This is a genomic window from Limnohabitans sp., from assembly GCF_038134685.1.
Classification (GTDB): domain Bacteria; phylum Pseudomonadota; class Gammaproteobacteria; order Burkholderiales; family Burkholderiaceae_C; genus Limnohabitans_A.
In genome coordinates this window covers 93818-107473 of the sequence record NZ_JAYPVP010000002.1, presented here as the reverse complement: position 1 = coordinate 107473, position 13656 = coordinate 93818, and the positions used below count along the sequence as shown (strand labels likewise).

The window sequence follows — 13656 nt, the reverse complement described above, 5'->3', positions numbered from 1 at the left end:
CGGGGCGGCCCCGCCCCGGCGCCCCCGCGCCCCCCCGCCCCGCCCCCGGGGGGGCGCCCCCCCCCGCCGTCCGGGGGCCCAGGTGGGGGCACATTTTGCCACCTCGCAGACAAAGCCCAGCATTTATGCGGGTTTGCGGCCAGAGTTCGGGGACGGTTATCGCACCAAACAAAAAGCCCAGTCGCATGACTGGGCTTTTTTTCGTTTCAGGGGGGATCAGTCTTCTTCGGACTCTTGTGCAGGAAGGCCTTCGGCAGGGGCTTGCGCCTGCTCACCCATCACCACGTGACGCAGAGTTTCACGCAGCAGTTTCTTCTCGGGCAAACTCAAAGCACGCGCCAAGCGGTGACGCATGCGCAGCAGCAGTTGACGATCCACTTCTTGCGGAATGCCGCGGCTGATCTGCAGCGCCTCGCGCAGGTCTTCGCGCAGGTCTTCGGGCTCTTCGTCCCACCAGCTCGAAATCACTTCCTGCATGGACTTTTTCAGCTCTTCCAGATCCTCAACAGCCAGGCCCATACCCACCGGCGTCTTGCCTTGCAGAATGTCGGCCAGCGCCTGGGAGTTGACGATCACGCGTCGATCGGCCTGCGCCAGCAACCGTGCCCAACCAGGGTCCGTGCGGACCATTTGCGGCATGTTGCGTGCGGACTCGTCAGCCAGCAAGTGGACGCTCAAACCACTGAGCTGGGCTTCATCGATGCTGGCCAAAAAGCGTTCGTCATCGCTGGCCACCAATACATGGTCGCAAGCATGGTGCGCGGCCAGTTGCTTGAGGTCATGGCCCAACGAGCGCAGCAGTGAAGCGCCGCCATCGGCATCGTGGGTTTGCACCAGACGCACGATCTGATCATCAATCACCAGGCCGTCAGAGCGGTCGGTGTACCAGTAGATGCGGCGCAAGTCCACATCCAGCCCGGATTGCGACAAAGATTGGGCCAGCAAGGTGAGCAACCCCTGGCGGTTGACCGACTCACCAGTTGTGCCCATGGCGCCTTGTTGCGCCAGCCAGATCAGGAATCGACCATCGATAAGGGCCATGCACGCGCCATGACGCTCGGAAGAACGACGCTCGTGACGGGGCCCATGGGAAAAGAATTCACGCTTCATATCAATAAACCTGTAAAAAATACGCTGCAAAACAGTAGCAGCGGCCGCATTTTAAGCCGATACACTCACGGGCAGCATCACATTTGAGACAGACGAGTTTTCATGAGCCACTACCACCTCTACGCCATTGGCAACGCCTTGGTCGATACCGAATACGAAGTGGGCGACGACTTGCTCGCCACCATGGGCGTGAGCAAGCGCCACATGACCCTGATTGACGCCCCCCGCCGCACCGAGTTGCTTGGCCATGTGCAAGGCCTGCACCACCGTCGCACCGGTGGCGGCTCAGCTGCCAACACCGCTGTCGCCCTTGCCCAATTGGGCGGACAGGCGTTTTACTCCTGCCGCGTGGCCGACGACGAACTGGGCGCTTTTTATGCCCAGGACTTGCAGGCCAACGGCGTGGCCACCAACCTCAGCCACACCCGCGCCGAACACGGCCAGACCGGCAGCTGCATGGTCCTGGTCACGCCAGACGCCGAGCGAACCATGTGCACCTTTTTGGGCGTGAGCGCCGAGCTCGACAGCCACAGCCTGCACCCGACCGACATTGCCAAAAGCCGCATCTACTACATGGAGGGCTACCTGGCCGCCTCGCCCACTGGTTTGCAAGCCGCCTTGCAAGGCCGCCAGATCGCACGCGAGCACCTTGTCCAACTGGCGCTGACTTTGAGCGATGTCAGCATGATCAACTTCTGCAAAGACGGCTTGCTGGCCATGCTGGCCGATGGGGTGGACTACCTGTTTGCCAACGAAGAAGAAGCGCAAGTCTGGAGCGGCAGCACAGACCTGAACACCATGGTGCAGACCCTGTCCGCTTTAGGCAAAACCGTGTGCCTGACCCGCGGCCCCAAAGGCAGCCTGGTCATTCAAGGCCAAAGCGTGATTGAAGTGCCCGCCACACCCGTCAAGGCGGTGGACACCAACGGCGCAGGCGACATGTTTGCTGGCGCCTTTTTGTACGGCATGACCCACCACATGGACTTGCGCACGGCCGCCACACTGGCCAACCGCGCTGCAGCCCAGGTGGTGAGCCAACACGGTAACCGGCTGCAAACGCAGCAGCTGCAGGACCTGCTCAGGGCCTGAGTCACACTACAATTGCGGCTTTCCTGCGGGAATGGGGGGGCGTTAGCTCAGTCGGTTAGAGCAGAGGACTCATAATCCTTTGGTCGTAGGTTCAAGTCCTACACGCCCTACCAAAATTTCAGGACTTCCCCTGGCTCAGTGCATTGCCCACCAAGCGTGAGGTGATGTCCACGATCTCGATCATCCGGTCATACGCCATGCGTGTGGGGCCAATCACCCCCAGCGTGCCAACCACCTGCCCGTCCACCTCGTAAGGCGCGCTCACCACCGACAGCTCCTGCATGGGCACGATCTGGCTTTCGCCGCCAATGTAAATGCGCACGCCTTCGGCCTGACTGGACACATCCAGCAGCCGCATGAGCTGCGTCTTTTGTTCGAACAGTTCAAACGCACGCCGCAGGTGGCCCATGTCGCTGGAAAAGTCGCTGACCGAGAGCAGGTTGCGTTCACCAGAAATCACCACCTCGCTGGTGTCCTGCGTCATGGCTTCGGAGCCCACTTGCACCGCTGCCTGCATCAGCTTGGCAATTTCACCCTGAAGGCGCTTGAGGTCTTGCTGCAAACGCGCCCGCACTTGCTCAATGGCCATGCCGGCAAAGTGCGTGTTCAGGTAGTTGGACGCCTCAATCAACTGGCTGGACGAGTAATCCACCTCGGTAAACAAGATCCGGTTTTGCACATCTCCATCAGGCGAGACGATGATGACCAGCAAGCGTTTTTCGGAAAGCTTGAGAAATTCAATATGCTTGAACACTGACGAGCGTTTGGGCGCCATGACCACGCCCACAAACTGCGACAAGTTGGACAGCAGCGATGCAGCGCTGGCAATCACCTTTTGAGGCTGGTCGGGAGCCAGTGTGGGCGACAAGGCCGAGGCCTGCGCCTGGTCCCGGCGAATGGTCAGCATGGTGTCGACAAACAGGCGGTAACCCTTGGCTGTAGGAACCCGCCCGGCCGAGGTATGCGGGCTGGCAATCAGGCCCAGGTCTTCCAGGTCCGCCATGACGTTACGGATCGTGGCCGGGGACAACTCCAGCCCCGAAGCCTTGGAAAGCGTGCGCGAGCCGACGGGCTGGCCGTCAGCGATATAGCGTTCAACCAACGCTTTGAGCAATAACTTGGCGCGATCGTCGAGCATATGGCTCATTTTAATGATGTAATTTGCGCATGAAATCCAGATTCCGCCACGTTGCTCTTTTTGGCAAGTACCACGCCACCACTCACGGCAGCGCGCTGGAGATTTCCCGCAAGGTGCTCGAAGAGATGGTGCACTTTCTGGAGCGCCTGGGTATCGAAGTGGTTCTGGAGCACGACACCGCCACCCACACTGGTCTGACCCAGCTGCCGACCCTGCCGCGCGAGCGCATTGGCAAAGAGTGCGACCTGGGCCTGGTCATTGGGGGTGACGGCACCATGCTGGGCGTGGGCCGACAAATGGCGCAATACGGGCTGCCACTGATCGGTATCAACCAGGGGCGCCTGGGCTTCATCACCGACATTCCCATCCAGAATTACCAGGAAGTCTTGAAGCCCATGCTGCAAGGCCACTACCAGACCGAAGACCGCCGTATTTTGCAGGCGCAAGTGATGCGCGACGGTCACAGCGTGTTTGATGCCCTGGCCATGAACGACGTGGTGGTCAACCGCGGCGGCACTTCGGGCATGCTGGAGTTGCGCGTGGAGGTGGACGGCCACTTTCTGGCCAACCAGCGCGCTGACGGTCTGATCATTGCCACGCCCACGGGTTCCACGGCCTACAGTTTGTCCGCCGGCGGCCCCCTTATGCACCCGGTGCTGGGCGGCTGGGTCATGGCTCCGATTGCGCCGCACACCTTGTCCAACCGCCCCATCGTGCTGCCGGACTCGTGCGCTATCAGCATGGAGCTGGTCTCGGGCCGCTACGCCAGTGCCAACTTTGACATGCAGTCGCTGGCGTCCTTGATGATTGGTGACCGCATCAACGTCAAACGCTCACAGCACACGGTGCGCTTCTTGCATCCCGAGGGCTGGAACTACTTTGACACGCTTCGCAAAAAAATGCATTGGAATGAGGGAGGCTACTGAGCCATGGCGCTGCTGCGCATGGCGCTGCGCGACTTTGTGATCGTGCAAGCGCTAGAACTGGATCTGAACACCGGTTTCTCTGCCCTCACGGGTGAAACCGGTGCAGGCAAATCCATCCTGATTGATGCGGTGCAATTCGTGCTGGGTGCCCGAGCAGACACCGGCACGATTCGCGAAGGCGCGAGTCGCTGCGAGGTGGCCGCCGAATTTGACTGCCCCGAAACCGCCCACGCCTGGCTGCAAGATGCAGGTCTGGAAGTCGATGGCCCCCTGCTGCTGCGCCGGACGGTAGACACGCAAGGCAAAAGCCGCGCCTGGATCAACGGCAGCGCCGCCACCGCCACACAATTGCGTGAGCTGGGTGAATTCTTGTTGGACATTCACGGCCAACACGCCTGGCAAAGCCTGACCCGAGCGCAGCAAGTGCGCGAGTTGCTCGATGCCTACGCCCGCATTGACACCGCTCCTTTGCAGTCGGCCTGGCAACAGTGGCGACAAGTGCAGCAAGCGCTCGAACAAGCCAAGAGCGCCCAAGACAAGCTGCAAAGCGAACAAGAACGCCTGAACTGGCAAATTGCCGAAGTCCAGAAGCTCGCCCCCGGCACCGACGAGTGGACCGAGCTCAACAGCCAACACAGCCGTCTGTCGCACGCTCAAGCCTTGCTGGACACTGCACAACAAGCTGCTCAGCAACTGGACGATGACGAAAACAGCGCCAGCAGCTTGCTCCAACGCGCCACTGGGCAGCTCCAGGAGATGGCGCACATCGAACCGGAGTTTGCCCAGTGGGCGCAAACCCTGGAGTCTGCCTACGCCCAGGTGGACGATGTGGCCCGCAGCCTGCACACCTATTTGCGTAAAACTGATCTGGACCCTGCACAACTAGCCCAACTCGATGAGCGCATGGGTTTGTGGATGTCCCTGGCCCGCCGCTTCAAGCGCCCGCCGGAAGAATTGGCTCAAACCCTGCAAGGCTGGCAGCGCGAACTGGCTCAGTTGGAGGCTGCCGCCGATCTGCAGGCATTGACCCAGGCTGAACAACAAGCCCATGCACACCTTCTGGAATTGGCCAAGCGCATCAGCAAACAACGCCAGAAAGCAGCGCCGGAATTGACGGGCAAAGTGACGGCAGCCATGCAGCAGCTGGGCATGCAGGGTGGGCGTTTCGAGATTGAACTGCCCAAACTGGAGGCCCCCGCCAGCCATGGCCTGGAAGACGTGGTGTTTCTCGTCGCCGGCCACGCAGGCAGCACGCCCAAGCCCGTGGGTAAAGTAGCCTCAGGCGGCGAGCTTTCGCGCATTGCCTTGGCCATTGCGGTCACCACCAGCGAGCTGGGCAGCGCTGGCACCCTGATTTTTGACGAGGTCGATTCGGGTGTGGGGGGCGCTGTGGCCCAAACTGTGGGCCAGCTGATGCAGCAACTCGGTCGCCACCGCCAGGTGCTCGCAGTCACGCACCTGCCGCAGGTGGCTGCGTGCGCCAACCACCATTTGCGCGTCAGCAAAAGCAGCAACGCCCAAGGCACGCAGAGCACAGTGACTCCCCTTACCCAGGAAGAGCGTGTACAGGAAATTGCACGCATGCTGGGCGGTGCCAAGTCCTCAGACACCTCGCTGGCCCATGCCCGCGAAATGCTTGCCCACGCGCAAGGAGCCCCCGCATGAAGCCCATGGATGTGTTGTTGATCACTGGCATGTCCGGCTCCGGCAAGTCCGTGGCCTTGCATGCGCTGGAAGACTCGGGCTACTTTTGCATCGACAACCTGCCTCCCGAATTGCTGATCCCGCTGGTGAAACTCGAACTCGAGCAAGACAAGGTGCGGCAGCTGGGCATTGCCATCGACATGCGCAGCGCCGACTCGCTGGACATGCTGCCCGAGCAACTGGCCGTGCTGCGCGAGATGGGGCTCACCGTCAAAACCCTGTTTCTGGACGCCGCTTCCGATGTGCTGCTGCGTCGCTTTTCAGAAACACGCCGCAAGCACCCCTTGTCAGGTCGAGACTACCTGCCCAGCGATGTCGGTCTGGCCGAAACGATTGAGCTTGAACGAGAAATGCTGGCCGAGCTTCGCGAGCATGCGCATGTGATTGACACTGGCCTGCTGCGTGCAGCGCAACTGCAGTCGTATGTCAAAACCCTGATTGGCAAACGCACCCAGCAAATGACGCTGGTGTTCGAGTCTTTTGCATTCAAGCGAGGCGTGCCCATCGACGCAGACTATGTGTTCGATGTGCGCATGCTGCCCAACCCGCACTACGAGTCCCATCTGCGGCCCCTGACCGGACGCGACGAACCGATCAAGCAGTATTTGTTGCAATTCGACGAAGTGCAGCTCATGCAACAGCAGATCAGCGACTTTTTGAGCCACTGGATCCCGCATATTGAGCGCGACCATCGCAGCTATGTGACCGTCGCCATTGGCTGCACGGGTGGACAGCACCGTTCGGTTTACCTGGTTGAGCAATTGGTCCAGGCCTTTTCTGGTCGCTACCCGACCCTCAAGCGTCACCGCGAACTCGATGCGGGCTGAGCCCGTGTCAAACGCCCTCTAACAGCTTGCGTATGGGCGCAGGCAGGCCCAGCGCCAAAGCCTGCGATCGGGTCAACCACTGCCCCTGCCAATCAGAAGGTGCTTGCCCGACATGTACCTGAAGCTGAACGGGGTGCAAGTGCAAGTCCTTGTGCGTGAGCACATGCACCCAGGCCGGCAGATACGCCTGCACACGGCCACCCGGCCAAGCCTCGAGCAACTCTTTCTCGCTGGAGAAAACAGGCAGGCTGAACAGACCGGCCCACACGCCTCGCTGGGGGCGCTGCTCCAGCCAGAGGCGTCCTTTTGCATCCTCGGCCCAAAGCAACCACCAGACTTCGCTGCGGCGCACCAGCCGTTTGGTTTTGACCGGGTAGGCCAGGGGCTGCGCTTGCGCATGGGCTGCACAATGGGTTGACACAGGGCATGCATCGCACTGCGCACTGCGGGGCAAACACAATGTAGCGCCCAGATCCATCACGGCCTGGGTGTACGTGGGCATATCTGCAGCACGGGAGGGCAGCATGTCTTGCGCATGCGCCCACAACACTTTCTCGTTGGCAGAGACCGCAAGATCCTGCCCATAGCCCAGCACACGACTGAGCACACGTTTGACGTTGCCGTCCAGAATGGCGACCCGCTCCTGAAAACAGAACGCCGCAATCGCTGCAGCCGTGGAAGGCCCGATGCCAGGCAAGGTCTGCAACTGAGCCGCTGTGGTTGGAAAGACTCCAGCCCAATCAGAGACCACTTGCTGCGCACACTTGTGCAGATTACGCGCACGGCTGTAATAACCCAGACCACTCCACAAAGCCAGCACGTCGTCCTGGTGTGCAGCGGCCAGTACCTGCACAGTTGGAAACCGTTCCAGAAAGCGTGTGTAGTAGTCCAGCACGGTGCTGACCTGGGTTTGCTGCAACATGATTTCCGACAGCCAGACCCGGTAAGGGTCCTGTGTGTTTTGCCAGGGCAAATCGTGTCGACCATGGCTGCGCTGCCACTGCACCAGGGCAGGGGCAAAAGCCTTTGAGGAGTTCATGGTTTTTGGCATTGTGGGCAGTAGAAGGTGCTGCGCTGGCCTTGCACCAGCGTGCGCACTGGCGTTGCACACACTCGGCAGGGCTGCCCTGCACGGCCATAGACTGCCCAGGATTGCTGAAAGTGACCGGCCTGACCGTGAGCGTTCACAAAATCGCGCATGCTGCTGCCGCCTGCGGCCACGGCACGCGACAGTACATCCCGAATGGCTGCATGCAGCCGGGTTGCGCGCGGCATGCTCAGACGGTCAGCTCGCACAGTCGGACGAATACCCGCTGCAAACAAGGCCTCGCTGGCGTAAATATTGCCCACGCCCACCACCACTTCCCCAGCCAATAAAACGGGTTTGATCGGGGCCCTTCGCTTGCGCAAGGCTTGGCGGAAAGCGTGAGCCGTAAATGCATCGCCCAAAGGTTCCACACCCAAGCGGCCAAGCAGCTTGTGCACGATCGGCGCATCCATATCAGGCGCCCACACCACGGCGCCAAAGCGACGCGGATCGTGCAAACGCAAGGTGCCCTGAGAGGTCACCAGATCCATGTGGTCATGCACGCCTGCTGCAGGCAGGTTTTGTGCAAACTGCAAACTGCCCGACATGCCCAGGTGCAGCAGCAGCAAGCCCTCAGTCAACTGGAGCAACAGGTATTTGCCGCGCCGGTCGACCTGCAGCACCCGCAGTCCGACCAGGGACTGTGGCTCCACACCCAAAGGCCAGCGCAGGGGTTTGCCCAAGCGCAGGGCCAGGATCTGAGCCCCGGCAATACGATGTGCAAAGCTCTGGCGGGTAACTTCAACTTCGGGCAATTCAGGCATGCCGATACGGTGCAAACAGGTGAACAAGGATAGCACTCTGAAACCAGAGGCCATGAGCGCTGGATTATGATCCCCGGCATGAAGTTCTGGCAGAAATTGGTTGCGTTCTCATGCTTTCCCATAGGGGCTTGGGCGCAGTTGCCTGCTGGCACACCTCCTCCCTCTGCACCGGTGGTGGTCAACTCTGCGTTAAATGCGCAGATTTTTTACGAAATCTTGTTGGCCGAGTTGTATGTGCGTGGCGGCGAGAACAGCACGGGCTATTCCATCATGCTCGATGCCGCCCGCCGCTCGGGCGATGCAGGTCTTTTTGAGCGTGCAGTGGGGGTCGCTCTGGCCTCTCGCTCGGGCGACGCAGCCTTGCAAGCCGTGCGGACCTGGAAACGTGAACAACCACAGGCCATGGAGCCAGACCGGTATTTGCTGCAAATCCTGGTCGCGCTCAACCGGATCGAAGAAGCCGGAGCCGCGCTGACAGACTGGCTCCGGCGAATGCCTTTGGCGGACCAGTCTGCCGCCATTGCCTCGGTGCCTCGTCTGTTCGAACGGGTCAGTGACAAACAACTTGCCCTTCGCACGGTCCGCAGCGCACTCGACAAAGCCTTGCAACACCCACAGACAAAGACCGTCGCCCTGACAACCTTGGGTCGCATGCAGCGTGACAGCGGGCTCATTTCAGAAGCGGTCTCCACCGTGGTGCAGACCCACAGGCAGGACCCTCAAGCCTTGGGGCCGCTGATCCTGACCATGAGCTTGTTGCAACACGCCAGCGCTGAACTCAAACCTTTGCTGGACACAGCCATGCAAGGCAATGCGCCACCGGTGGAATTGCGCATGAGCTATGCCCGCATGCTGATCAGCCTGGGGGCACGCCAGGAAGCGCAAACGCAGCTGCAACTGATCGGTCAAAAATTTGCGGCCTATGCGCCTGCATGGCTTGTCAGCGGCTTGTTGCACGCAGACAACCGCCAATATGAACAAGCGCAGACTGCACTGAAACACTATCTGGCACTGACAGCAGACAAACAGGACACGGAAGCCCTGTCCGGGCGCAGCGAAGCCCTGATGGCCATGGCCCAAATGGCTCAGCGCGAGGGCCAACTGGCGCAGGCAGACTCTTGGCTGCAACAAATTCCGGCGCAGGCAGACCCGGTCAAAGTGGCCAGCCAACGCGCTGCTTTGTTGATGAAACAAGGACGAGCCAGAGAAGCACAGCAGTTGCTTGAACAGATCAGCCCGCAATCCGATCAAGAAAGCATCGACAAGGCCTTGACGCTCTCTCGCTGGTGGCGTGAACGCAAAACGCCCCAGCAGGCTTACAACGTCATGAAAACTGCGCTGCAGGAACGCCCCGGACAAGCCGAATTGATGTCTGAAATGGCCATCGTGTGCGATGAGCTGCAGCGTTACGAAGAAATGGAAGGCCTGTTGCGTCAACTGATGCAGCTGCAACCCGAAGACCCGCAGGCCTACAACATGCTTGGCTATTCGCTCGCCGACAGGGGCCTGCGCCTGCCTGAAGCGCTGGTACTGATTGAAAAAGCCGTGCAATTGGCCCCCAAGGATCCTTTCATCCAGGACAGCCTGGGTTGGGTGAAGTTCCGTATGGGGGATTTACCGCAGGCACAGCAGATTCTTCATGGCGCCTATGCACAGCGCCCTGATGCCGAAATTGCAGCCCATTTGGGTGAAGTGCTATGGGTCATGGGTGACAAGGAGCGTGCAGCGCGCATCTGGCGTGAAGGCCTTTTGCTCAACCCCGACAACGCCACCCTGCGCCAAACACTGACGCGTCTGGGATACACGCCATGACCATCCGCTTGCTGCGTTGGCTCCTCTTGGCCAGCGTGCTATGGCTGAGCGCCTGTAGCACCCCAAGCCTGCGCCCGCATGCGACATCGACTGACATACCTGCTTTCTGGTCCGGTCGGCTGGCCTTGCAGGTGGACAGCACCCCCCCGCAAAACCTGAGCGCCAGTTTTGAGCTGCTGGGGTCGGCCCAGCAAGGCGAATTGCTCCTGCTCTCGCCTCTGGGTAACACACTGGGACGCTTGCGTTGGCAACCCGGCCAGGCACAACTTGACCAGGGCGATCAACATTGGCAAGACAGATCCGTCCAGGCTCTGACCGAACAATTGACGGGCACAACATTGCCTTTGGAAGCCCTCTTCTCATGGCTCAAGGGACAGGACCACGATGCACCTGGCTGGCAGTTTGACTTGAGTCAGTTCGAAAGCCATCACCGAATACGTGCCGAGCGCCTGAAGCCTGAACCTCGCACCCTGCTCAAGCTGCAACTGGACCGCTGATGTGACGGGGATAATTCAATCATGCAATCCCTTGTCGACGTGCCGGCACCGGCCAAACTCAATTTGTTTTTGCACATCACCGGCCGACGGCCGGATGGTTACCACCTGCTGCAATCGGCATTCATGTTGATCGACTGGCAGGACACTCTGCATTTTGAGGTGCGTGTGGATGGTCTGATCTCGCGCGAGGATTTAAACGTGCCCTTGCCTGCAGATGACCTCATCACCCGTGCAGCACGCTTGCTGCAGGCCCATACCGGTTGCTCGTTGGGGGCTCACATTGCCGTGGAAAAGAACATCCCCGCCCAGGCGGGCATGGGCGGTGGCTCATCCGATGCCGCCAGCTGCCTGCTGGCCCTCAACCGGCTGTGGGGCCTGAAGCTGAGCACGGGCCAATTGGCCCAACTGGGCCTGAAACTGGGGGCCGATGTGCCGTTTTTTCTGCATGGGCATAACGCGTGGGTCGAAGGCATAGGCGAGTCCATCACCCCTGTCGAATTGCCGCCCGGGCACTTTTTAGTCATCAAGCCCCCTGCCGGCCTGGAAACCGCAAAAATTTTTGCAGATCCGCAATTGAAGCGCGATACAAACCATGCTACAATCTCGGTCTTTGCTGCAGACCCTTATGGCTTTGGCCATAACGACTTGCAACCTGTCGCTGAGCGTTTGTGCCCTGAGGTTCATCAGGCGCTTGAATGGCTCAAAAACACTGGCTTGGCCGGTAAAATGACAGGTTCTGGCAGCGCAGTTTTTGCGCATTGCCCAGTCTCGGTGAAACCCGGCGCTATGCCTGACCAATGGGTTTCTCGGTTATGCCGCAATTTGGATGTTCATCCTCTTTTGGGGTGGGCAGCCAGCGACAGTTGATCGGTGGGCAGCCTTGTGCTGTCAACCTGTGTAGGGGAGTCGCCAAGTTGGTTAAGGCACCGGATTTTGATTCCGGCATGCGAGGGTTCGAGTCCTTCCTCCCCTGCCAAATACCTCAAATCGTTCTTCACGTTTTCTGATCGCTGGAACGCGCCATGCAGCAAATGCCCGCCGCCAATCATTCCGACTTCATGCTGTTCACCGGCAACGCCAACCCGGCGCTGGCCGCAGAAATGGCCAAACACCTGGGCACCCAGCTGGGCGCTGTGGACGTGGGTCGCTTCTCTGATGGCGAAGTCACCGTCGAACTCAAGCAAAACGTTCGCGCTCGCGAAGTGTTCGTCATCCAGTCCACATGCGCACCCACCAACGAAAACCTGATGGAGCTGCTCATCATGGTGGATGCCCTCAAGCGTGCATCGGCTGAGCGCATCAGCGCCGTGATTCCCTACTTCGGTTACGCTCGCCAGGATCGCCGCCCCCGCTCCACCCGTGTGCCGATTTCGGCCAAGGTGGTCGCCAACATGCTGCAGGCTGTGGGCGTGGACCGTGTGCTGACCATGGACTTGCACGCTGACCAGATCCAGGGCTTCTTTGACATCCCGGTGGACAACATCTACGCTTCGCCCGTGCTGTTGGGTGACCTGCGCCAGAAAAACTACGAAGACCTGATCGTCGTGTCGCCCGATGTGGGTGGCGTGGTGCGCGCCCGTGCACTGGCCAAGCAGCTCGGCTGCGACCTGGCCATCATCGACAAGCGCCGCCCCAAAGCCAACGTTTCCGAAGTGATGCACGTCATCGGCGAGATCGAAGGCCGCAACTGTGTGATCATGGACGACATGATCGACACCGCAGGCACGCTGGTGAAAGCTGCCGAAGTGCTCAAGGCCCGTGGCGCCAAGAACGTGTACGCTTATTGCACGCACCCTATCTTCTCCGGCCCCGCCATTGACCGCATCGCCCAGGGCGACGCGCTGGACGAGGTTGTGGTCACCAACACCATCCCGCTGTCGGCAGCTGCTGCCGCCTGCCCCAAGATTCGCCAACTGTCCGTGGCTCCGCTGATCGCAGAAACGATTCACCGGATCGCCAAAGGAGAGTCGGTGATGAGCCTGTTCTCCGATCAGAGCTGATCGAAGCACAGTTTTTAAAGCCTGAACAACACTGGTCGCGGTGTGTTCAACAAGGAGTAAGTATGAAATTCGTCGCTTTTGAGCGTTCCAAGCAGGGTACGGGTGCGAGCCGCCGTCTGCGCAACACCGGCATGACCCCCGGCATCGTCTATGGTGGCTCCAGTGAGCCCAAGCTGATCGAGCTGGACCACAACGCACTGTGGCACGCCCTGAAAAAAGAAGCCTTCCACGCTTCCATCCTGGAGATGGAACTGGCTGGTCAAACCAGCAAAGTGCTGCTGCGTGACTACCAGATGCACCCCTTCAAACAACTGGTGCTGCACATCGACTTCCAACGCGTGGAAGCCAACACCGTGTTGCACATGAAGGTGCCTTTCCACTTCTCCGGCGAAGAAAACTCTCCTGCCGTCAAGAACGACAAGTGCCTGATCAACCACGTGGTCAATGAAATCGAAGTGGCCTGCCTGCCCGCAGACCTGCCCGAGTTCATCGCTGTGGACCTGTCCACCCTGGAAAGCGGCAAGTCCCTGCACCTGAACGACATCACCCTGCCCAAAGGTGTCAAGGCCCTGGTGCATGGCAAGCCCAACCCCGTCCTGGTGTCCGTCACCGTGCCGGTGGAAGAGGAAATTGCAGCCCCCGCTGCAGCCCCTGCAGAAGCACCCGCCAAGGGCAAAGGCAAGAAGTAATTCAAGCCCGCTT

General features: G+C 60.1%; 13 protein-coding genes and 2 tRNA genes. 11 read left to right on the top strand and 4 right to left on the bottom strand.

The window, feature by feature from the left end; genetic code table 11:
* Positions 1–216: 216 nt before the first annotated feature.
* Positions 217–1110: a hypothetical protein gene (locus AAFM15_RS01495; protein ID WP_341684932.1), complete on the bottom strand. Its 894-nt coding sequence runs from the start codon at positions 1108–1110 to the stop codon at positions 217–219.
* Positions 1111–1212: 102 nt separating this feature from the next.
* Here AAFM15_RS01495 and AAFM15_RS01490 point away from each other — a divergent pair, with 102 nt between their 5' ends.
* Both AAFM15_RS01490 and AAFM15_RS01485 read left to right on the top strand, forming a co-directional pair.
* The gene (locus AAFM15_RS01490; RefSeq protein WP_341684931.1) at positions 1213–2199 is read left to right on the top strand and encodes an adenosine kinase; all 987 of its coding nucleotides are present in this window, start codon (positions 1213–1215) and stop codon (positions 2197–2199) included.
* A gap of 36 nt (positions 2200–2235) precedes the next feature.
* A tRNA-Ile gene (locus tag AAFM15_RS01485) sits at positions 2236–2312 on the top strand.
* A gap of 5 nt (positions 2313–2317) precedes the next feature.
* Here AAFM15_RS01485 and hrcA read toward each other — a convergent pair.
* A complete protein-coding gene (hrcA, locus tag AAFM15_RS01480; RefSeq protein ID WP_341684930.1) occupies positions 2318–3337 on the bottom strand; it encodes a heat-inducible transcriptional repressor HrcA in 1020 nt (339 codons plus the stop codon).
* 29 nt (positions 3338–3366) lie between these two features.
* Between hrcA and AAFM15_RS01475 the strand changes: the two genes are divergently transcribed.
* Genes AAFM15_RS01475 through rapZ form a run of 3 tightly spaced genes read left to right on the top strand, consistent with a single transcriptional unit; the run spans position 3367 to position 6794 of the window.
* The gene (locus AAFM15_RS01475) at positions 3367–4263 is read left to right on the top strand and encodes an NAD kinase (protein ID WP_341684929.1); all 897 of its coding nucleotides are present in this window, start codon (positions 3367–3369) and stop codon (positions 4261–4263) included.
* 3 nt (positions 4264–4266) lie between these two features.
* A complete protein-coding gene (gene recN / locus AAFM15_RS01470) occupies positions 4267–5928 on the top strand; it encodes a DNA repair protein RecN (protein ID WP_341684928.1) in 1662 nt (553 codons plus the stop codon).
* Positions 5929–5933: 5 nt separating this feature from the next.
* On the top strand, positions 5934–6794 hold the full coding sequence (gene rapZ / locus AAFM15_RS01465) for an RNase adapter RapZ (RefSeq protein ID WP_341684991.1): 861 nt from the start codon (positions 5934–5936) through the stop codon (positions 6792–6794).
* A gap of 7 nt (positions 6795–6801) precedes the next feature.
* Here rapZ and mutY read toward each other — a convergent pair whose 3' ends face one another.
* Complete coding sequence (gene mutY, locus AAFM15_RS01460; RefSeq protein ID WP_341684927.1) at positions 6802–7833, bottom strand: A/G-specific adenine glycosylase; 1032 nt, start codon at positions 7831–7833, stop codon at positions 6802–6804.
* Positions 7830–8645, bottom strand: coding sequence for a bifunctional DNA-formamidopyrimidine glycosylase/DNA-(apurinic or apyrimidinic site) lyase (gene mutM / locus AAFM15_RS01455; protein ID WP_341684990.1), 816 nt, complete (start codon positions 8643–8645; stop codon positions 7830–7832). Before mutM ends, mutY begins: the two co-directional genes overlap by 4 nt.
* Positions 8646–8723: 78 nt before the next feature.
* Between mutM and AAFM15_RS01450 the strand changes: the two genes are divergently transcribed.
* From AAFM15_RS01450 to AAFM15_RS01425, 6 genes are all read left to right on the top strand, one after another.
* The gene (locus tag AAFM15_RS01450) at positions 8724–10457 is read left to right on the top strand and encodes a tetratricopeptide repeat protein (RefSeq protein WP_341684926.1); all 1734 of its coding nucleotides are present in this window, start codon (positions 8724–8726) and stop codon (positions 10455–10457) included.
* Positions 10454–10954, top strand: coding sequence for an outer membrane lipoprotein LolB (locus tag AAFM15_RS01445; protein ID WP_341684925.1), 501 nt, complete (start codon positions 10454–10456; stop codon positions 10952–10954). Before AAFM15_RS01450 ends, AAFM15_RS01445 begins: the two co-directional genes overlap by 4 nt.
* 21 nt (positions 10955–10975) lie before the next feature.
* Positions 10976–11821 (top strand): 4-(cytidine 5'-diphospho)-2-C-methyl-D-erythritol kinase, encoded by an 846-nt coding sequence (gene ispE / locus AAFM15_RS01440; protein WP_341684924.1) that lies wholly within the window; start codon positions 10976–10978, stop codon positions 11819–11821.
* A 32-nt stretch (positions 11822–11853) separates the two neighbouring features.
* Positions 11854–11930: transfer RNA gene (locus tag AAFM15_RS01435), tRNA-Gln, on the top strand.
* 46 nt (positions 11931–11976) lie between these two features.
* Positions 11977–12954, top strand: a complete 978-nt coding sequence (locus AAFM15_RS01430; RefSeq protein ID WP_341684923.1) for a ribose-phosphate pyrophosphokinase — start codon at positions 11977–11979, stop codon at positions 12952–12954.
* 62 nt (positions 12955–13016) lie between these two features.
* The gene (locus tag AAFM15_RS01425) at positions 13017–13643 is read left to right on the top strand and encodes a 50S ribosomal protein L25/general stress protein Ctc (protein WP_341684922.1); all 627 of its coding nucleotides are present in this window, start codon (positions 13017–13019) and stop codon (positions 13641–13643) included.
* The last annotated feature ends 13 nt before the right edge of the window (positions 13644–13656 follow it).